At 44.4% G+C, this 19,470-nt stretch carries 18 protein-coding genes; 8 read left to right on the top strand and 10 right to left on the bottom strand.

Annotated features, from left to right (window positions below; all coding sequences use genetic code 11):
• Positions 1–3 precede the first annotated feature (3 nt).
• Both FTU42_RS08065 and FTU42_RS08060 read left to right on the top strand, forming a co-directional pair.
• Positions 4–729: an ABC transporter ATP-binding protein gene (locus tag FTU42_RS08065; RefSeq protein WP_005096248.1), complete on the top strand. Its 726-nt coding sequence runs from the start codon at positions 4–6 to the stop codon at positions 727–729.
• Between the two features lies 1 nt (position 730).
• Positions 731–3,223: an ABC transporter permease gene (locus FTU42_RS08060; RefSeq protein WP_159138417.1), complete on the top strand. Its 2,493-nt coding sequence runs from the start codon at positions 731–733 to the stop codon at positions 3,221–3,223.
• A gap of 51 nt (positions 3,224–3,274) precedes the next feature.
• Here FTU42_RS08060 and FTU42_RS08055 read toward each other — a convergent pair whose 3' ends face one another.
• A complete protein-coding gene (locus FTU42_RS08055) occupies positions 3,275–4,093 on the bottom strand; it encodes a rhomboid family intramembrane serine protease (protein ID WP_005096251.1) in 819 nt (272 codons plus the stop codon).
• A 78-nt stretch (positions 4,094–4,171) separates the two neighbouring features.
• Between FTU42_RS08055 and mtgA the strand changes: the two genes are divergently transcribed.
• Together mtgA and ppk1 are read left to right on the top strand one after the other, a co-directional pair.
• The gene (gene mtgA / locus FTU42_RS08050; protein WP_180075180.1) at positions 4,172–4,846 is read left to right on the top strand and encodes a monofunctional biosynthetic peptidoglycan transglycosylase; all 675 of its coding nucleotides are present in this window, start codon (positions 4,172–4,174) and stop codon (positions 4,844–4,846) included.
• Positions 4,847–4,957: 111 nt separating this feature from the next.
• Positions 4,958–7,039, top strand: a complete 2,082-nt coding sequence (gene ppk1, locus FTU42_RS08045; RefSeq protein WP_180075181.1) for a polyphosphate kinase 1 — start codon at positions 4,958–4,960, stop codon at positions 7,037–7,039.
• Between the two features lie 61 nt (positions 7,040–7,100).
• On the opposite strand, the gene FTU42_RS08040 is transcribed toward ppk1, so the two are convergent.
• The 5 genes from FTU42_RS08040 to rubA all read right to left on the bottom strand — a co-directional run bounded on the left by FTU42_RS08040 (position 7,101) and on the right by rubA (position 11,302).
• Positions 7,101–7,688 (bottom strand): response regulator transcription factor, encoded by a 588-nt coding sequence (locus FTU42_RS08040; protein WP_180075182.1) that lies wholly within the window; start codon positions 7,686–7,688, stop codon positions 7,101–7,103.
• Positions 7,689–7,942: 254 nt separating this feature from the next.
• Complete coding sequence (oxyR, locus tag FTU42_RS08035; protein ID WP_005172010.1) at positions 7,943–8,851, bottom strand: LysR family transcriptional regulator OxyR; 909 nt, start codon at positions 8,849–8,851, stop codon at positions 7,943–7,945.
• A gap of 13 nt (positions 8,852–8,864) precedes the next feature.
• A complete protein-coding gene (gene estB / locus FTU42_RS08030) occupies positions 8,865–9,803 on the bottom strand; it encodes an esterase EstB (protein ID WP_218946047.1) in 939 nt (312 codons plus the stop codon).
• A gap of 57 nt (positions 9,804–9,860) precedes the next feature.
• A complete protein-coding gene (gene rubB / locus FTU42_RS08025) occupies positions 9,861–11,039 on the bottom strand; it encodes a rubredoxin reductase RubB (protein WP_180075183.1) in 1,179 nt (392 codons plus the stop codon).
• 98 nt (positions 11,040–11,137) lie between these two features.
• The gene (gene rubA, locus FTU42_RS08020) at positions 11,138–11,302 is read right to left on the bottom strand and encodes a rubredoxin RubA (protein WP_005096258.1); all 165 of its coding nucleotides are present in this window, start codon (positions 11,300–11,302) and stop codon (positions 11,138–11,140) included.
• 488 nt (positions 11,303–11,790) lie between these two features.
• Here rubA and FTU42_RS08015 point away from each other — a divergent pair, with 488 nt between their 5' ends.
• Positions 11,791–12,333, top strand: a complete 543-nt coding sequence (locus FTU42_RS08015) for an adenine phosphoribosyltransferase (RefSeq protein WP_005096259.1) — start codon at positions 11,791–11,793, stop codon at positions 12,331–12,333.
• Positions 12,334–12,693: 360 nt separating this feature from the next.
• Here FTU42_RS08015 and FTU42_RS08010 read toward each other — a convergent pair whose 3' ends face one another.
• Positions 12,694–13,188: a YqiA/YcfP family alpha/beta fold hydrolase gene (locus FTU42_RS08010; protein ID WP_100357258.1), complete on the bottom strand. Its 495-nt coding sequence runs from the start codon at positions 13,186–13,188 to the stop codon at positions 12,694–12,696.
• 382 nt (positions 13,189–13,570) lie between these two features.
• Between FTU42_RS08010 and lysS the strand changes: the two genes are divergently transcribed.
• Complete coding sequence (lysS, locus tag FTU42_RS08005) at positions 13,571–15,100, top strand: lysine--tRNA ligase (protein ID WP_005172002.1); 1,530 nt, start codon at positions 13,571–13,573, stop codon at positions 15,098–15,100.
• Positions 15,101–15,451: 351 nt separating this feature from the next.
• On the opposite strand, the gene trpS is transcribed toward lysS, so the two are convergent.
• Positions 15,452–16,465, bottom strand: a complete 1,014-nt coding sequence (gene trpS, locus FTU42_RS08000) for a tryptophan--tRNA ligase (RefSeq protein WP_005096266.1) — start codon at positions 16,463–16,465, stop codon at positions 15,452–15,454.
• A gap of 189 nt (positions 16,466–16,654) precedes the next feature.
• Here trpS and FTU42_RS07995 point away from each other — a divergent pair, with 189 nt between their 5' ends.
• Both FTU42_RS07995 and FTU42_RS07990 read left to right on the top strand, forming a co-directional pair.
• Positions 16,655–17,581 (top strand): DUF808 domain-containing protein, encoded by a 927-nt coding sequence (locus tag FTU42_RS07995; protein ID WP_074383090.1) that lies wholly within the window; start codon positions 16,655–16,657, stop codon positions 17,579–17,581.
• Positions 17,582–17,630: 49 nt separating this feature from the next.
• Positions 17,631–18,536 carry a neutral zinc metallopeptidase gene (locus FTU42_RS07990; protein ID WP_100328816.1) on the top strand — a complete coding sequence of 302 codons (906 nt, stop codon included), beginning with the start codon at positions 17,631–17,633 and terminating at the stop codon, positions 18,534–18,536.
• Here the strand turns inward: FTU42_RS07990 and FTU42_RS07985 are convergent.
• Both FTU42_RS07985 and FTU42_RS07980 read right to left on the bottom strand, forming a co-directional pair.
• Entirely contained in the window at positions 18,520–18,672 is a 153-nt protein-coding gene (locus FTU42_RS07985; protein ID WP_180075184.1) for a hypothetical protein, read from the bottom strand. The two genes, FTU42_RS07990 and FTU42_RS07985, sit on opposite strands and share 17 nt — an antisense overlap.
• 109 nt (positions 18,673–18,781) lie before the next feature.
• Positions 18,782–19,336 (bottom strand): hypothetical protein, encoded by a 555-nt coding sequence (locus tag FTU42_RS07980; protein WP_005096270.1) that lies wholly within the window; start codon positions 19,334–19,336, stop codon positions 18,782–18,784.
• Positions 19,337–19,470: the final 134 nt, after the last annotated feature.

The following is a 19,470-nucleotide window of genomic DNA, read 5'->3' as shown; positions in this document are numbered from 1 at the left end:
CGTATGATTCAAAGTAGCAACGATTCGAACATCATGCCACAGGCGATTATTTCTGCCCAGAAATTGACACAAAAGATACAACTTTCACAAAAACAGCTGACTATTTTTGAGGATCTTGATCTGGAGATTATGGCAGGCGAGCAGGTGGCAATTACCGGTCGTTCCGGCTCGGGGAAATCCACATTGCTAGGCATTCTGGCAACGCTGGATCAGGCCAGTTCAGGCCAGCTCATCGTCAGTGGCGAGTCGGTTTCTACCTTGAATGAAGAACAACGTGCGTTGGTGCGCCTGAAAAATATCGGGTTTGTGTTTCAGTCTTTTCAGCTCTTGCCACATCTGACTGCCCTTGAAAATGTCATGCTGCCACTGCGTTTACAGCCCAGTTTCAAATATGCAGAAGCTGAACAAAAAGCCTTGGCGCTACTGCATAAAGTTGGTCTGGATCGGCAGGCACAACAAACCCCGAAAGTCCTGTCTGGCGGGGAGCAGCAGCGTGTCGCGATTGCCCGGGCACTGGTCAGTGAACCGAAAATTATTTTTGCCGATGAACCCACAGGCAATCTCGACGGTGAAACTGCCAAGGAAATTGAACAGCTTTTGTTTCAGTTGAATCGGGAACTGGGTACGACTTTAGTTCTGGTGACGCATGACCGTAAACTGGCACAGCAATGCCAGCGACATTTTGAACTGCTGAATGGCCAGCTGATTGAACATCCGAGTGGAGGATGAGATGAACCCTCTATTTCGTCCTCTACTCACACAAAGTTTTAAAAGTACCGGAATTTATCTGTTAATTATTGCCTTAACTTTGGCGATTAGTGCAACAACAGCGCTCAAGTTTAGCAATGAACAGATTCAGAATGCAGTGGCCTTGCAGGCCGCAGAAATGCTGGCCGGTGATCTGGTACTTTCGGACAATGAGCCTCTACCAAAAGAATGGCGTGATCAGGCCAAACAGCTGGATTTACAGCAGTCAGAAGTCACTTTCTTTAGCACCATGGCCTATACCGATGAACAGTTTGTCATGGTCAATGTCAAAGCCATTGATCAGGCTTTTCCCTTGCGTGGCGAGCTGCAGCTGCAACCTGCAAAAACGAAGATTCAATCGGGTGAAATCTGGCTCAGTCCACGGGCTATGGACCTGCTCAAAGTCAAACTGGGCGATCAGCTGAATATTGCCGATGCGGCGTTTAAAGTCACAGCCAAGATTGAACAGGATTCTAATCAGGAGCTCGGATTTTCTGGCTTTTCGCCAACGGTGATTATATCTCAGGCGGATGTGGCACGCACCAATGCGATTCAGGTGGGTAGCCGGATAGAATATCGCTTGCTCATGGCGGGTTCTCCAGACAATACGCAAGAATATGAAGCTTTATTCAAGCAGCAGCTCAAATCCGAAAACGGCTCGGCTGAAACGCCAGCAGAAGTGCAGGGACAGGAATTTGAGCAGCAAAGCAGTCTCCGGTTACGCAATGCCAGTGAGGGCAATACCCGCTTAATGAAGCCGATTGCCAACCTGGATACCTTCCTGCAACTGGCCAATATTCTGACCATTTTATTATGTGGTATCGCGATTGCTCTCACTGCACAGCGTTATGTCCAGCAGAATCAAGATCATATTGCCTTGATGCGTTGTATCGGTGCGACCAAACAGCAGATTTTATCGGCTTATCTGGCCTTGCTCGGTACAGTACTGCTGATTGCCATGTCGATTGGTACGGTGGTCGGCATTGGTCTGGGTTATGGGTTATTACAGTTAATGCTGCAACTGATTCCCAACTTAGAAATTGAATTCTCTGCTATGGCGATGCTGCTCGGGCCATTACCAGTCGCGATGCTGACCAGTGCGGTGGTGCTGTTGGGCTTTGTCATGCCGAGCCTATTGCAACTGTTGAACACGCCACCAATTCGAGTAATCCGCCAGCAGGAAAAATCAGTGCAATCCATGCTGTGGATGCTGCTGACCGGAACGCTGAGCCTGATTATTTTTAGCGTGATTCTAACCGAAAATCTGCTCCTGACTGCCTGGGTAATTGGCGCGATTATTGTGTTATGTGCAGTGTTGTATCTGACGGTATGGTTGATCTTAAAACTGCTGCGCAATCAGAAATTGAATCTGTCAGCCTATGTACGAACACCATCTCAAACAGCCTTACAGATTACCGCTTTGGCCTTGGGTCTCAGTCTGATTACAGTATTAGCCGTATTGCGCACAGACCTATTAGAGCGTTGGCAGCAACAGTTGCCGCAAGGTACACCAAATCAGTTTGTGTATGGTTTGCCGCCGTTTGACATGCCAGACCTAAAAGCTCAAATTGAGCAGAATGGCTGGAAAAGTACACCACTTTATCCGAACGTTCGTGGGCGTCTGGTGGCTAAAAATGATCAGCCTTTTGCTCCAGAATTAGTCAAAAGCAATAATACTTTAAAACGCGAGCTGAACCTGACCCAGTCCGACAGCTATCCACAGGATAATGTGATTATTCGTGGTGACGCAGTTTTGCAACAGGTCGGCACGGTATCGGTCGAAGCCAATACTGCTGAAGAATTAGGTATCAAGATTGGCGACAAGCTCAGTTTCAGTCTGCCCGAAGGTGTGCTGGAAGCGAAGGTCATCAATTTAAGAACGGTCGAGTGGGAAAGTTTTAGTCCGAATTTCTTCTTTATTTTTGCCCCGAATAGCATGGATGCCAATGCCGGAAGTTATCTGGGCAGTTTCTATGTGCCGGAACAAGATAAGGACAAACTGGTGTCTGTGATCCAGCAATTTTCCAATACGGTATTTATTGATGTCAGCCTGATTCTGGAAGAGATCAAGCGTATTGTGAATGTACTGGTGCAGATCGTGACGATTCTGGCCGTGCTGGTTAGTATCTCCGGTTTTCTGGTACTGATGGCTTGTCTGAACCTGCTCATGGATGAACGCAAACGTGAAGTGGCCTTGCTACGGTCATTTGGCAGCTCCAAACAAAAACTGAAAACCATGATGAGTCTGGAAATTGGTTTTATCGGACTGTTTGCCGGAGTGGTTTCCTGTCTGTTTGCCGAAGTGATTAGCGCAATCGCCAGTTATCGTATGGATTTAATGATTCAGCCACACTGGGAAATCTGGATTATCCTGCCGATTTTCATGACTGTGTTATGTGCGCTGATTGGCCGTTATCGTCTGAGCTATCTGTCGGACATTCCGCCCTTACAAAGCTTGCGCGAGATGAATCAGTAAGATTCATCTCCATGGCTTTTTAAATTCGCTGGTATTTAAAGCGGCAATGATTTAAAGCTGCAATTGTTGTCGCATCAGGTCGAGAATCTCTTGCCACAGTGGGCGAATTGCTTCGATCAAGGCCAAGTTATGTTGATAAAGCAGCACACAGAGGCCAAAACCAATCACTAAAGCGATCAGGTTGATCAGGCGGCTACGCTGCATTTTTTGTCCGGCATACCACAGCAAGGTTAAAAAAGCGCCCATCAACATGCCACCAATATGTGCGGCATTGTTGATTCCGCTGATCATAAAGCCCATGGCCAGGTTCAGACCCATCACCATCACCAAGGTCTTTTTATCTAGAATAAAACGTTGCTGGGGCAGCATCGGCAACAGGGCCAATACCGTCAGTGAAGCGCCGAGTCCCATCACCGCACCGGATGCACCGGCACTGACCGCCGGCAATAAACTTGGGTTGGCCACACCCCCTGCAATCAGATCATAGCTGTCCTGAATGTTCATATAGCCACTGAGCAAACTGCCCATTAAGCCGGCACACAGGTATAAGCCAATAAAATACATCCGGCCAAACAGTTGTTCGGCAACACTACCAAAAATATACAAGGCCCACATATTCAACATCAGGTGAATCAGGCCAAAATGGAAAAACATACTGCTAAACAAACGCATGGGTTCCGCTAAATAGGTTAAAGGTGCATAATCGGCACCCCAGAGAATCGCATCTCGGGTACTCGGCTGGCTGATATCCATGCCATTGATGGCCTGCCAGCCAAATAATCCGACATTAATCGCGATTAAAATGGCCGTGATCCACCAGAGCTGCATTTCAAGTTTGCGGTGTACGACAGGGGGAGCGTATTTAGACATGCTATTTTTTTTGCTGTGATTGTATATTTCGAATAAGCTTAACACGAAAAATCAAATTTTCAGGAGTAACGCACTGACATGAAAGCCTTTCTGATCCGCACGATATTAGTCATCGTCAGTGTGATTTTACTGATTCAATTGTGGATCTTTGCCAGTCTGGCCTGGTGGCGAACCAATCCGGTCAATACCACCATGATGATGCGGATTGATTACTGGACGGAACCTTCCAAAGCCATTCAACATCAATGGCGTCCCTATGACGAGATCAGCCTGAATCTGAAACGTGCCATTGTCACTGCCGAAGATGGAAAATTTGTTCATCACCATGGTTTTGACTGGGACGGCATTCAAACTGCGCTGAATAAAAACCGGGATCAGGGCCGGGTGGTGGCTGGGGGGTCTACCATTTCCCAGCAATTGGCGAAAAACCTATTTCTGGTTAATAAGCGTTCATTTGTACGTAAAGGCCAGGAAGCGGTGGCCACCTGGATGATGGAACGCATGTGGTCGAAACAGCGGATTCTGGAAGTCTATTTAAACTCGATTGAATTTGGTGACAATATCTATGGCGTAGAAGCCGCAGCCAAACATTATTTTGGCAAAACTGCGCAAAGCCTGACTCAGGATCAAGCGATCTTTCTGGCGGCCATTCTGACCAATCCAAAATATTTTCAGGATCATCGCAACTCCTCTGCCTTAAATGCACGCAAGCGCATGATTCAGCGTTATATGCGTTATGCAGAATTGCCTTAAATAATTATTTAAAGAAAAAGCCCAGTTTTTGGGCTTTTTTTTATGAAATTGTCATCAATTTGAAGCATACTTGAACTGATAAGCACAATTTTAAATCCGCATAGGTTTGATATGAATACGGCAGCCAGCACTACTTCAGCACAGTCCGAATATACATATAATGATCGTTATATAAATCGTGAACTGTCTATTTTAGACTTCCATTTACGCGTCCTGGAACAGGCTGTCGATCCTTTACATCCCTTGCTTGAACGCATGAATTTCCTGTTAATTTTCTCGCGTAATCTGGACGAATTTTTTGAGATTCGGGTCGCAGGAATGATGGAACAGTTAGATTTAGACAATGAAAGTCGTAGTCCGGATGGCCTGACCCCAAAGCAGGTGCTGGAACAGATTTCCAAAACTGCACATGCTGCGATTGAACGCCAGTACCGTATTTTAAATGAAGAAATTTTGCCAAAACTGCGTGAGGAAGATATCTGTTTCTTGCGCCGTGGTGAACTGACTCCGGCACAATCGGCCTGGGTGAAAAAATATTTTCAGGAACAGGTTGCGCCCGTCCTGACGCCAATTAGCCTAGACCCTGCACATCCGTTTCCACGTCTGGTGAATAAATCACTGAACTTTATTGTGACTCTCGAAGGTAAAGATGCCTTTGGCCGTCAGATTGATCTGGCTGTGGTGCCAGCGCCGCGTTCGTTACCACGCGTGGTACGTCTGCCAGATGAATTAACCGATGGCAAAGAGCATCATGTGATGCTGTCCGCGATTATTCATGAACATGTTTCGGATCTGTTCCCGGGCATGACAGCGACCGGTTGCTATCAGTTCCGTGTCACGCGTAATGCCGATCTGGCCCTGAATGAAGATGTTGAAGATTTGGCTAAGGCGCTTAAAGGCGAACTCAGTTCACGCCGTTTTGGCCGTGCTGTACGTCTGGAAGTGACAGAAAACTGTCCGCAGCATATTTATGAATATCTGCTGAATGAATTTGATCTGGAAGAAGAGCAGCTTTATAAAGTCGCAGGCCCAGTCAATCTGGCGCGCTTACTGTCTAATTTCAAGCGCCCGCATTTACGCTATGATTCACATACCCCGATCATTCCCAAAGTACTGAAAAAATCTGAAAATATTTTTAGTGCCATGCAAAAACAGGATATCTTGCTGCATCATCCGTTTGAGTCTTTTGCACCGGTCATTTCATTGTTGCGTGAAGCTGCACGTGATCCACAAGTGCTGGCGATCAAACAGACCCTGTACCGCAGTGGCCCGGATTCTGAAATCGTGCAGGTGCTGGCGGAAGCTGCCCGCAATGGCAAGGAAGTCACGGCCGTGATTGAATTGCGTGCACGTTTCGATGAAGAATCCAATATCGAAGTGGCCAATGTCCTGCAAGAAGCCGGTGCGGTGGTGGTCTATGGCATCGTTGGCTATAAAACCCATGCCAAAATGATTCTGGTGGTACGCCGGGAAAATAATAAACTGGTGCGCTATGTACATCTGGGAACCGGCAACTATCATGCCGGTAATGCGCGAATCTATACTGATTATGGTTTGCTCACCACGGATAAAGACCTGTGTGAAGATGTGCACCGTATCTTTCAGGAGCTGACCGGTATGGGGAAAATGGCCAAGCTGAAAAAGCTGTTACATGCGCCATTTACCTTACATACCCAACTCATTAATTATATTGATAATGAAATCGTGAATGCCAAAGCAGGCAAGCCGGCGCAGATTATTGTCAAAGTTAATGCGCTGACCGAGATGCAACTGATCAATAAACTCTATGAAGCTTCTCAGGCCGGGGTACAGATTGACCTGATTATCCGCTCGATTTGTAGTTTGCGTCCGGGATTGCCAGGTTTGTCTGAAAATATTCGGGTACGTTCGATTGTCGGGCGTTTCCTAGAACATACCCGCGTGTATTATTTCAGCAATAACGGTAATGCACGGGTTTACTGTTCAAGTGCAGACTGGATGGATCGCAACCTGTTTAACCGGGTCGAAGCCTGCTTCCCGGTAGAAGATGAAGCGTTGAAAAAACGCATCTATCAACAGGGGCTGCTTAACTATCTGAAAGATAATCAGCAATCCTGGTTATTACAAGGGGATGGAACCTGGCTGCGGGCACAGCTGCAAGAAGGTGAAAAGCCACATAATGCTCAACGCATTTTATTGGACTTGTTTAAATAAATGCTCTCAAGAGGCTGAAAATTCAGCCTCTTTTTTATCCAGAAAATAGCATTCAAGGGTTTTAAGCAGAGGATATCAGCAGTTTGCGATAGATCTGTTTGACCTGGGCATACATCTGATAGTCAGTCAGCTGGAGCTGGTGCTGTATGTCTACTGGGTTTTTTTGCTGGCTGAGTAAGCGTAAGAGCTGCAATTCGGTTACCTTGAGACAGGTTTTGTCAGTGAGCTGGTACAGGATATGTTCTGCCAGTTCAGCATGGATATAGGCACCGCCGCGCAAGACAATTTTCAGGCTTTCAGCAAACTGGATGAATGAAGCCTGAGGTTGGATATAGCTATTTGCACCAGATAAGATTGCTGAATAAATGAGTGCTGTGGATTCACTCTTGAGTACGGCAACTACAGGTGTACTTGGGGTATGCCGTTTCATCTGGCCGATGAAATGAATCTGTGAGGCTTCTGTCAGGTGATAAAGAATCAAATTAGGCAGATGTTCGGCAATCATCTCTTGTGCAGATTGGAAATTGTCTGCATATAGCAGCATATCTGGTTGATAGCCCAGTTGTTGCAGCACAGTCTGAGTTTTGGACAGGTCCAGGTCAGTAGATGAAGCGATGACTAAAACCGGTGCAGGCAAGAGGGCAGCCAATAAGCTCAATCCTGTTGATTCTGAGAGAAGGCTATACTGTGGATGAAGCAAAATAAAATGAATATCCCAAAAAATAGGGATTTAACGATAATCACCTCATCTTCGTCTTAAATAGCATTTATTACAGATTAAAACCGATGACAGCAACAGTCAGTTTGAGACTTTAGCAGGTCTATGATGGTTGGCTATATCCACTTTGAGATATAAAAAAAGGAGCAACGAGTGTGCTCCTTTTAATCATCTAAAATTTTAGCTCAAGCAGCATTGTGCTGAGTGATTTTTTGGAAAATCTGTAATAACACATCAAACTCGCTTTGTAGCGGCGTACTTTTACGCGTCACCAATGCCAGGGTGCGGCTTGGTGCAGAGTTGATTGGCTTGACCAGAATCTCAGGATTGGCTTTGATCATATTGGTATAAATCGCAATTTCTGGCAATAAAGTAAAACCAAGATTTGCAGAGACCATTTCGATTAAAGTCGGCAAAGAGCTGGCTTTTAAACGATGATCATTTTTACGCTCACCAATCGGGCAGGCACTCAGGGCATGATCACGTAAGCAATGACCTTCCTCAAGTAACATCAGGCGAGACAGATCAAGATCTTCCAGAGAATTCGCTTGTGCAGCGTGTTGGTCTGATTTTTGATAAACTAGATACAGATTCTCTTTGGCAATCTCGGCCACTTTCAGGCCACGTGTATCGAAAGGTAGCGCCAAGGCCACCATATCCAGGTTGCCATGTTCCAGTTTTTCTACAATTTTCTCGCTTTGTGCTTCATGCAGATGCAACTGGATTTTTGGTAATTGTTTATGCACTTCTTCTAGCAGCTGTGACAGCAGGAAGGGAGCAATCGTAGGAATCACGCCAAGATGTAAATCACCGGTTAAGGGTTCACTCATCTCACGACTTAAGCGCATCAAGTCCTGAGCATCAGCCAGTAGAACACGTGCGCGTGCAACCACTTGTTCACCAAGAGGCGTTAAACGAACATTCTGGCGGTCGCGTTCAACAAGTACGCCACCGAGTAAACGCTCCAGTTCCATGATGCCGCCAGACAAGGTTGACTGGGTGACAAACGAACGGCGAGCAGCTTCTGTAAAATGTAGCGTCTCTGACAGTGTTACGAGGTATGACAGCTGTCTTAAAGATGGTAATGCAGCCATAGTGTCCTAATGTTTATGATTTAAAATGATCAGCAAATAATTCGCTAAGATATGGAATAAAATGCGGTGGGATATCATGCCCCATTCCATCAATTAATTCAAATTTAGCCCCTGAGATTGCTTTCGCAACGGCCTTGCCATGGCTAGGAGGCAGCAATCGATCTCGAGAACCATGGACCACCAGGGTTTCTTGTTTGATTTGCTTGTCCAGTTGCAGCAATGAGCCTGTACATAATATTGCTAAAAACTGTTGAAGTACACCAGCAGGATAGTAACTTCGCTTATATAATTTACGGGCGGTCTGCACCGCTTCCAGATGATTAACATAACCTGGCGAGCCGATGATCTTAAACAGTTTTAAACTATGATCAACAATGCCATCTTCATCTGTTGAAGCCGGTTTGTCAATCAAACTAAAGAGTTGCTTAGGAAAGGGCGGTGGCAGTAGCGGCTGATTGTTGCTGGTAAACAGTAAGCCCAGTTTTTTGACTTTGTCCGGATAACGCGCGGCCAGAATCTGGGCAATCATACCGCCCATTGAGGCACCCAGCACATAGACTTGTTCCAGCTGCATTTTTTCAATTAGCAGACTGACATCTTCAGCCATATCATACAGATCATAAGGTGCACCCTGATTACCCAGACCTAGCACAAAACGGCTCATCATTTTCAGGGTATTCAGGCGTGGGCCTTTGAGATGGACTTTTGAAGACAGACCAATATCACGGTTATCAAAACGGATGATGTGATAACCATTGTCAATCAGTGACTTACAGAAGAAGTCAGGCCAGTACAGCATTTGCCCACCCAGACCCATAATCAGCAAAATGGTGGGATGTTCCGGATTTCCGCCCACCTCGACATGTAGCTCGATCCCATTGCCTAGATCGACCTTGGTTTCATGCATGAACGAGGTATATGGGGAAAGATTAAACTGTGCTGCGCTGTACATGGTCGCTGTCCTAATTAAAGGATATTTCGTTTAAAAAATATCCTTGCTATTAAACCTCTAAACCGCAGCAGGAATCAAGTCAGGAACCTGTTTAGTCAAGGTCAGACGCTGTTTGGCTGCAGTGGCGCCCAAAAGCACAAAACCGCGTAAAGTGCCGTTAGCATCGAACGCTTTAGCCAGCATGCCATCGTCAAATTCTTCAGTTTCCCAGGTGACATCCACATCAACCGGTGCAGGCAATACCGTTAAAGGTGCAGCAGGCGTTTTGACTGCCACTGGCATAGCCGGATAATGTACAGCGGTATGTTCACCGTTTAAGGTTTTTGCCAAAGCGCGGGCTTGTTGCATGATCGGCATAACATAAGGTAATAAAGTTCCATTGACCTCGGCACAGTCACCCACGGCATAGATATCAGCCTGGTTGGTTTCCAGTTGTGCAGTGGTTAAAACTCCGCGACTGGTATGTACATCTGCCTGTTTTGCCAAAGAAATATTCGGCTGTAAGCCTACCGCAGATAACACTACATCTGCGATCAAAGACTGACCGTTGGCCAGCGTGACCAGATAATCACCATTGTCCGCACGAGAGACTTTTTCGACTGTTGTGCCCAAGACAAAGTGAATGCCGGTTTCTTCAAGATTCTTCTGGAATGCAGTAGCAACATGTTCTGGCAATAAGCGGCCAAGTGGCTGAGGGGCTAAATCAATGACTGTGACCTGATGCTCGGTATTTTGCAGGTCATTGGCAAATTCGCAGCCAATCAGGCCTGCGCCTAAAATCACCACGCGTTTATCTTCACGTGCCGCCAGATTGCTGCGGAACGTCTTATAGTCACTTAAATTATTCACCACATGAATGTCATCACTGGCATCACCGGAAATGGCTAAACGTACCGGGTTGGCACCGACCGCCAAGACCAGTTTGGAATAATTCTGTGTGCTTTCCTGACCATCTTTCTCAAGTACCAGCTGATGATCTTCCGGATGAATGGCTTTGACCCAAGTCTGCTGTTCAATCCGCATATTCAGTTGTGCCGACATTTTTGCAGCATCGCCCAATGCAATCTGTTCAGGCGCTTTTTTGCCAACCAAAGCATTGGAAAGGGTCGGTTTGGCATAATTTATCGCATCATCCGCGCAAATCATCAGCAGTTCATGCTCTGGATTAAGTTTGCGAAATTCACGTGCTACAGCATAACCTGCCATACCTGAACCAATAATAACGATAGGATGCATAGTCGTTTCCATGCTGTAGGGCTCTCCATGCTGTTTTATATGAGGATAAAAAGGACATAAAAAAAGACCATATCGACATGGTCTTTAACTGGGCGTGCTCAGACTTCGATCATTTCGAAATCGACTTTAGACACGCCACAATCTGGACAGGTCCAGTCATCCGGGATATCTTCCCATTTGGTTCCCGCCACGATGCCGTCTTGAGGCCAACCTTCCGCCTCGTCATAAATCCATCCACAAACGATGCATTGATACTTTTTCATGTAACTCTCCAAAACTGAGCAAGTGTAACCGTCAGCTTAAAATCCATAAAATGGCAAGACTCTAAAAGAATATGACTTTTTAACAGTGAACATATTTGGCTAAATTTTTACGCAGTTCTATTCAGAAAGTAAAGTGAATAAAAGCTTAATCAGCGAAATTAGCAGCAGAATGACTTTGGGATTCAGTATTTCTCTGAAAATGAGTCAAATCGGCTTTGCTGGCAAATGCTGTGGAGTGATGAAGCGGCTGCTGTGGCAAAATTTAGCTTAAATGAGGCGTTATAGACCAAAGTCGTGCAGTAAAAACTGAGGTTTTTATATAATTTAGAATCAGTAAAGTCTGGATTAAATATTTTTATAATAAATGAATTTAATAAAATCAATAACTTGTGCTTAAATATTGAGTTTTTATTATACAGCTCGGCTTGTTCATTGGCTGGAAATAGGTTTAAAATTCGCATATTCCTTTTCTTTTTTTAAGATCTCCCATGAGCAATTTGTCTACTTCTTTGTGGTCTCACATTCGTACGGTCCAAGATTTTCCAAAACCAGGAATTTGCTTTTATGATTTGACCCCACTTTTCATGAGCAATATTGGTCCATTGACTGATGCCCTGATTGCCAGCATTCCTGCTGACAAACTGGCAGAAGTAGAAAGCTTTATCGCAGTGGAAGCACGTGGTTTTGTGTTGGCGAGCCTGTTGGCACAACGTACCGGAAAAGGTTTGTTATTGGTGCGTAAAGCAGGAAAATTGCCGCCTCCAGTCGTGGGTGTCGGTTATAGCCTGGAATATGGTCTGGATCGTTTAGAAATGTCTGCGGAAGTTCAGTCTCAGAAAGTCATCATTGTTGATGATGTTCTGGCAACAGGCGGAACTTTAAAAGCGGTAAATGAATTGGCACTCAAATGTCAGCATGAAGTACTAGGTGCAAGTATCTTTCTTGATCTTCCTGATTTGCATGCTGAATTAGGTCTGGATATCTGGTCAGTACTGGATGATAAATCTCAGCCTGAAGCTGCGGTTGCCTAAATTGTAGATTTAAAAAAAAGCTCCTCAATATCGGTAATGCCGGTCAGTTAAGAAATTGACTGGCATTTTCTTTTTTAAATTCATGATCATATTTGACAAGTAGAAAAGTCATCCGCAACTGTTTGAGGCAGGACTAGATTTAAAAATGATTGTTTCTGCGACAAATTTACTAGTCGATGGTGGCTGACGAGTTTTGCGGACGACAAATGCCTTTGGTTACTTTGGGCGAAACCAAAGTAACAAATTATTTTCAAGTATTTGATTTATAAAGTTAAGACTCCGCCGTGAATGACTAAAAAGTTAAAGAGTCTATTTCTAAACTCCTTAACTGATCAGCATTACCTCAATATCGGGGCTTTTTTATTGTCTGATAAAATGATGTTCAATTTCCTGAATCAGCGTATTAATCTGTTCAGGATGTTCTAGTCGATGATGGCCGCCATCAACTGCCTGAATTTGCATATAGTCTTCAAGCTGTGCCTGAACCGCATGCATATCCAGAATTTCATCGCCCAGTTCTAGATAGGCAAACTGCGGAATATCATGCTGTAAATCGCCATGACAAATTGCCGGATAATCATCTCTGAAATTGGGTTGCAAAATGGGATTCGCCACCACACAGGGAAGGTGATAAGCCTGCGACATTTTCAGTGCCCAATAGCCGCCAAGATTATGACCCACCAGAATATCCGGTTTGATGGTTTCAATCATCTCATGATAAAAACTGGCGACCGAATTATAGCTCAGATTACGATAATCGACATCAATACAATATTTATGCACGACATCAATTGCATGAAACTTGGTGGATTCTCTGGAGGAATCTAAGCCATGTAAAAACAAAATCTTAGACATAATCTTACTCATTTTTATGGGGCATGCCATATTGGTATTTATTGATTGGCACATCATCTTCAATCTGAGCATCATTGTAGAACGTGTGGACATTCAAGGCAGTTAGCTATTGGTCTAAGCCAGCATTTTTTTGTACAGTGATTGGCTCTACCTCGTCACACACTAGGACTTTCATCTAAGTAATCGCATAATCGGTCCCAAATCGAGCTGAATTGTATTGGTAGAGTGGATTAGATGGAGGGGATAAGGTTGGGAAAATGCCAAGATAGTGGATTTTTCCAAAGAAAAGCCGCTTCCTGAGAGTGTTTAAGCTACGATTCGGGTAGGATTTCTGCTATTCTATGCAACTTCTATTTTTTAACTAATCTTATTCGAGGCAGAGATGACGCAAACTAACGCTCAATCGACTTCTGAACAAATCATTTCCGAAAACGATTTAATTGCACAGCGTCATGCCAAGTTAAAGCAAATCGAAGCTCAGGCACAAGAAACTGGTAAAAGCCCATGGCCAAATACCTTTAAGCGTGAGCATTATGCCCAAGATTTACAAGACCAGTTCGCTGATAAATCTAAAGAAGAAATTGAAGCAGGCGAAAAGGTCTACGTCAAAGTTGCCGGTCGTGTGATGTTAAACCGTGGTTCATTTATTGTGATCCAGGACATGACAGGTCGTATCCAGCTTTATGTCGCCCGTAAAGAACTTGCTGCAGATGTACTTGCGACCATCAAAGGTTTAGACCTTGGCGACATTATTGCAATCGAAGGTTATATCGGTCGTTCAGGCAAAGGCGATCTGTATGTACACATCGAACATTTTGAATTATTAACCAAATCATTGCGTCCACTGCCAGACAAGTTCCACGGTCTGAATGATACTGAAGTGAAGTATCGTAAACGTTATCTTGATCTCATCGTGAACGAAGAAACCCGTAAAACGTTTGAAATTCGTGCCAAAGTGGTTGCTGGTATTCGCGCCTTCCTGACTGAAAAACGTTATATGGAAGTTGAAACGCCAATGATGCATGTGATCCCAGGCGGTGCTTCTGCACGACCGTTTGAAACGCATCATAATGCACTAGACATGCCATTGTTTTTGCGTATTGCGCCAGAGCTTTATTTAAAACGTTTGGTGGTGGGTGGTTTTGAACGTGTGTTCGAAATTAACCGTAACTTCCGCAACGAAGGGGTATCTACGCGTCACAACCCAGAATTCACCATGATTGAATTCTATCAAGCCTATGCAGATTATAAGGATCTGATGGAATTGACCGAGCAGATGCTGGAAAAACTGGCGCTGGATATCTTGGGTTCGACCGATGTGCCTTATGGTGATGAAGTGTATAGCTTCAAAGGGCCATTCAAGAAAATTTCAATGTTTGATGCAATTCTGGAAAATAACCCGCAATTTACTCCGGAAAATGTCAATGACCGTGAGTTCCTGGCAAAATTCCTTCAAGAAGAATTGAAAGAGCAAGTGAAGCCAGGTTTTGGTCTGGGTAAACTGCAAACGATTGTGTTTGAAGAAACAGTTGAAACCAAACTGCGTCAACCAACATTCATTACGGAATATCCAGCGGAAACTTCTCCATTGGCACGTCGTAATGATGATAATCCGCACATCACCGACCGTTTTGAATTCTTTATTGGTGGTCGTGAACTGGCAAATGGCTTCTCGGAATTAAATGATCCAATCGACCAGGCGGAACGTTTCCAGGCACAGGTTGCGGAAAAAGATGCGGGTGATGATGAAGCGATGCATTATGATGCAGACTTTGTGGAAGCACTGGAATATGGCCTACCGCCAACAGCCGGTGAAGGTATTGGTATTGACCGTCTGGTGATGATCTTTGCTAATGCAGCAAGTATCCGTGATGTGATCTTGTTCCCGCATATGCGTCATAAAAATGCATAAGTGCTGAATTTTAGAAAACCCGCTTAGGCGGGTTTTTTTATGCTTTAAATCGCTATACTAAAAAATTAAAGACAAAAAAAACGCAATGATTGGGGTGATCATTGCGTAGAAAAAGGAATGTTTTTTCAAACTACATCAAGCTTAACTGTGGAGAGAGTTAAATTTGATTCCTTACTGTATGTAGCTATAATACGACCCGGTAAGGCTTGACTCAGCAGTATTCATGTTAATAGATGTTAATTAAGGTTAAAACTATGGAGATTCTATGGGCGAGTTTGCTGCTTTATCGTGCATAAACACCTCGCAATAAAAAAGCCCTTCATATGAAGAGCTTTAGGTGATCATTTTATGTTAGAAACGGAATACACCTAAACCGGTTTTCACTTCATCTAAAGTCGCCTGGGTAATATCACGACATTTATCTGTTCCGGTCTTTAAAATATCCATAATATAGTCAGGGTCTTTAGCCAGTTCAATACGGCGCTCACGGATTGGACCAATCAATTCTTTGAGAATGCCTTCCAGACGTTTTTTCACTGTACCATCGCCTAAACCACCACGACGGTAGTATGCCTTAAGCTCTTCCAGTTCTTCTTTGTTTGGATCAAAGGCGTCCAGATAAGTGAATACTACATTGCCTTCAACCTGACCTGGGTCTTCCACACGAAGATGATTCGGATCGGTATACATGGCATTGACGGCTTTTTTAATATCTTTATCTGTCGCATCCAGCACAATGGTATTGCCCAAAGATTTTGACATTTTCGCCTTGCCATCAAAACCAGGAAGGCGGCCGACATTAGACAGTAGCGCTTTACATTCTGGTAACAGGTCATGACCGATTTGACGGTTCAGACGACGCACGATTTCATTGGTCTGTTCGATCATTGGAATCTGATCTTCACCCACAGGAACAACAGTGGCCTTGAATGCCGTAATGTCTGCTGCCTGAGCCACCGGGTAGCATAAGAAACCCGCTGGAATATCGCGCTCAAAACCACGCATCTGGATTTCAGATTTAATGGTCGGGTTACGCTCTAAACGTGACACCGTCACGAAATTGAGGTAAAGCATCGTCAGTTCGTTTAAGGCAGGTAAACATGACTGAACACAAATTGTAGTTTTAGTTGGATCAATACCGACAGCCAGATAATCCGTTGCCACTTCAATAATGTTACGACGTACTTTTTCAAAATTATCGGCATTATCGGTGAGTGCTTGAGCATCAGCAAGTAACAAGTGTTGATGGTGAGAATCTTGCAGGCCTACACGAGAGCGTAATGAACCGACAAAGTGGCCGAGGTGAAGTTGTCCGGTAGGACGGTCGCCCGTCAAGATCACTGGACGATTATCTTGATTACTCATTATTTATTCCAAAGGGTAGTCAGTACTACAGCTGTATTTTAACGAATGGCAACATTGTACGGTATTCTGTTTTTGATTGTCAGCCAGAAAAAAAGCTGTATTAAAAAAATCTTATTAATTAAACAAGTGAATACAATATTTTTAAGAATTTTGATTAAAATAAACTGAAATATGATAAGGATAATAAATATGGCGAGCAGTTTATTACTATTATTAGATGATATTGCGACGGTCTTGGATGATGTGGCTGTGATGAGTAAAATGGCAGCCAAAAAAACAGCAGGCGTCCTCGGTGATGATCTGGCTTTAAATGCACAGCAAGTGTCAGGCGTACGGGCAGATCGTGAATTACCGGTAGTCTGGAAAGTGGCCAAAGGTTCTTTTGTCAATAAGCTGATTTTAGTGCCGCTGGCCTTGTTAATCAGCTTTATTGCCGGCTGGCTGATTAACCCCTTATTGGTGCTGGGTGGTTTGTTTCTGTGTTATGAAGGCGTGGAAAAAATCGTACACACCTTGCATACACCGAAGGCCAAGGATGCTGAACAGGCCCGTGAGCAACTGATCCAGACTGAAACAGATTTGCACCAGTTTGAAAATGAAAAAGTCAAAGGCGCGATTCGCACCGACTTTATCCTTTCGGCTGAAATTATCGTGATTACCTTGGGGACGGTAGCAGCAGCCTCTATGCTGACCAAAGTTACCGTTTTAAGCCTGATCGCGATCGTGATGACCATCGGGGTCTATGGTTTTGTTGCCCTGATTGTCAAACTGGATGATATCGGTCTGCATCTGACCGAGCAGCAGTCCGATTTTAAGCAACAAATAGGACGCGGCTTGTTGGCATTTGCCCCGATTCTGATGAAAATTTTATCAGTTGTTGGAACTGCAGCGATGTTCCTGGTCGGTGGGGGAATTATTAATCATGCTATTCCTGTTATTCACCACTTTACTGAAGATAGTGTTAGCTATGTACAGGATATTCCCAGTATCGGAAATATTGTAGGTGCTGTAACACCGACCTTGATTAATTTCGCCGTGGGAATTTTAGCGGGTCTGCTGGTGATGCTGGTCATCAGCCTGATTAAAAAAATCTGGCCCAAATCATCAAAAGCTTAAGATGCAAAAATATCTGCAAATTGAGCAGATGAAGAAAAGGAAAAAAACTATGCGTTGGAAAGGTCGTCGTGTCAGTAGTAATGTAGAAGACCGTCGCGGTGGTGGTGCCAAAGCTGGTGGTATCAGTATTGTCGGGTTGATTGTGGCTTTTGTGGCCTGGAAATTCTTCGGCGTCGATCCACAGCAAGCTTATCAAACCACCAAACAGGTCACCCAAGGCGTATCGGGTGCGGCGGAAACACGGGGTCTGGAAAATCCTACGCCGGAACAGCAGGAGTCGATTGATTTTGTCGGCACCGTACTAGCAGATACTGAAGATACCTGGACTCAGGTGTTTCAGCAGCAGTTAAATCAGCAGTATGTTCCCCCAAAACTGGTTTTGTTCAATGGCATTGTGAATTCGGGTTGTGGTACGGCTCAGGCGGCGATGGGGCCTTTCTACTGTCCGGCAGACCAGAAAGTTTATATCGATACCGCATTCTTTAAAGATATGCGTACTCAGATGGGGATTGGTGGAGAACAGAATGCCACCGAACTCTCCCGTAATGATCAGGCCGGAGATTTTGCGCAGGCTTATGTGGTGGCCCATGAAGTAGGTCATCATATCCAGACCATTTTGGGGATTTCCTCTCAAGTACAGCAGGCACGTCAGCAGGCAAGCGAAGTACAGAGTAACCAGCTTTCAGTGCGCCAAGAATTGCAGGCAGACTGTCTGGCCGGAGTCTGGGCCTACCATAATCATCAGCGCACCCAGTTTCTGGAACAGGGAGATGTGCAGGAAGCTATGGATGCCGCACATAAAATTGGTGATGACTATTTACAGAAACGTGCTCGCGGGCAGGTGGTACCGGACAGCTTTACCCATGGCAGCAGTGCGCAGCGTGTACAGTGGTTTAATACCGGCTTGAAATCGGGTCAGGTTTCGAATTGCGATACCTTTAACCAAAATATTTAGCTTGTTTCCAGATAAAAAAAGGAGCAGGTGCCACTGCTGTCTCATCATTTGAACTTTGGTTATAGTTTGAATCTGTGAAGTCATGAAATCCTGCTTTTGACAGGTCAAAAGCAGGCAAAAGTCTTTTGTTCGCCATACACAACATGCTTGTCGTGATGGCTAAGGTGTGACCTCCTTGTCACACTCGCATCTCCAAAATCTACTTAATTCAATTGTGGGGCAGCTGTGGAGCAGGCAATCCTTTTTTATTTATGCAGAAAACGCCGGAAATTTCTTAATATCTTGATACTGACAAATAAGGCGGCCAAAGCAAACAAGGCAATGGCAAAGACCGTATATTTGAGATTGTTGATGTCATTTTGATAGAACTGCTGCATATCATGGTTGGTATATTCGAGAGCCGTGACTTTGCCAGTCTGGCTATCTCTAAATTGAATTTTTTCAATATAAAACAGATTTCCTGCTTTAATTAGGTGGACGCTCTGGATTTGACGGGTATGTGATTGATTATCCTCATCACTACATAAAGCACTGTAATGCTCACAATTGATTTTGGCCACATAACCATTTCCTGCAATCAGAATAAAAATGGCATTGTCCGGTCGCTGGTTATTAGATACCAAAACATACTGTTCGCCAGTTGTACTTTTCAAGGGAATACGGGTTGCCTGCTGATAATGCTGTTCTGCCTGCAGAATCTCCTGAATTTTAGCGAAGCAGGTAAAACATAAGGATAAGGTGATCAGAAAAATCACGCTCGCAAAACAAAGACGAAAAATGGTTTTGACAGTTTGGTGCATGGGAGAAAAATTCAAAATAGAAAGATGGGAAAGCAAAAGCCGAGTGCTGATCTGTATGTTAAATCATCATTCGGAAATACTGAAAAGAAACTTAACTCAATTCGATAAAAAGAGGATTAAACTTGTTTTGCTAG

Origin of the sequence: Acinetobacter sp. YH12102, assembly GCF_013419125.1 — a bacterium.
Lineage (GTDB): Bacteria > Pseudomonadota > Gammaproteobacteria > Pseudomonadales > Moraxellaceae > Acinetobacter > Acinetobacter pseudolwoffii.
Note: the sequence above shows the minus strand (reverse complement) of the source record. Positions and strands in the feature narration are given on the sequence as shown.

What these genes read in the sequence shown, in the direction of transcription:
- FTU42_RS08065 (WP_005096248.1), top strand. Translation starts at nt 4, where the DNA reads ATGATTCAAAGTAGCAACGATTCGAACATCATGCCACAGGCGATTATT.
- FTU42_RS08060 (WP_159138417.1), top strand. Translation starts at nt 731, where the DNA reads ATGAACCCTCTATTTCGTCCTCTACTCACACAAAGTTTTAAAAGTACC.
- FTU42_RS08055 (WP_005096251.1), bottom strand. Translation starts at nt 4,093, where the DNA reads ATGTCTAAATACGCTCCCCCTGTCGTACACCGCAAACTTGAAATGCAG.
- mtgA (WP_180075180.1), top strand. Translation starts at nt 4,172, where the DNA reads ATGAAAGCCTTTCTGATCCGCACGATATTAGTCATCGTCAGTGTGATT.
- ppk1 (WP_180075181.1), top strand. Translation starts at nt 4,958, where the DNA reads ATGAATACGGCAGCCAGCACTACTTCAGCACAGTCCGAATATACATAT.
- oxyR (WP_005172010.1), bottom strand. Translation starts at nt 8,851, where the DNA reads ATGGCTGCATTACCATCTTTAAGACAGCTGTCATACCTCGTAACACTG.
- estB (WP_218946047.1), bottom strand. Translation starts at nt 9,803, where the DNA reads ATGTACAGCGCAGCACAGTTTAATCTTTCCCCATATACCTCGTTCATG.
- rubB (WP_180075183.1), bottom strand. Translation starts at nt 11,039, where the DNA reads ATGCATCCTATCGTTATTATTGGTTCAGGTATGGCAGGTTATGCTGTA.
- rubA (WP_005096258.1), bottom strand. Translation starts at nt 11,302, where the DNA reads ATGAAAAAGTATCAATGCATCGTTTGTGGATGGATTTATGACGAGGCG.
- FTU42_RS08015 (WP_005096259.1), top strand. Translation starts at nt 11,791, where the DNA reads ATGAGCAATTTGTCTACTTCTTTGTGGTCTCACATTCGTACGGTCCAA.
- FTU42_RS08010 (WP_100357258.1), bottom strand. Translation starts at nt 13,188, where the DNA reads ATGTCTAAGATTTTGTTTTTACATGGCTTAGATTCCTCCAGAGAATCC.
- lysS (WP_005172002.1), top strand. Translation starts at nt 13,571, where the DNA reads ATGACGCAAACTAACGCTCAATCGACTTCTGAACAAATCATTTCCGAA.
- trpS (WP_005096266.1), bottom strand. Translation starts at nt 16,465, where the DNA reads ATGAGTAATCAAGATAATCGTCCAGTGATCTTGACGGGCGACCGTCCT.
- FTU42_RS07995 (WP_074383090.1), top strand. Translation starts at nt 16,655, where the DNA reads ATGGCGAGCAGTTTATTACTATTATTAGATGATATTGCGACGGTCTTG.
- FTU42_RS07990 (WP_100328816.1), top strand. Translation starts at nt 17,631, where the DNA reads ATGCGTTGGAAAGGTCGTCGTGTCAGTAGTAATGTAGAAGACCGTCGC.
- FTU42_RS07985 (WP_180075184.1), bottom strand. Translation starts at nt 18,672, where the DNA reads ATGGCGAACAAAAGACTTTTGCCTGCTTTTGACCTGTCAAAAGCAGGA.
- FTU42_RS07980 (WP_005096270.1), bottom strand. Translation starts at nt 19,336, where the DNA reads ATGCACCAAACTGTCAAAACCATTTTTCGTCTTTGTTTTGCGAGCGTG.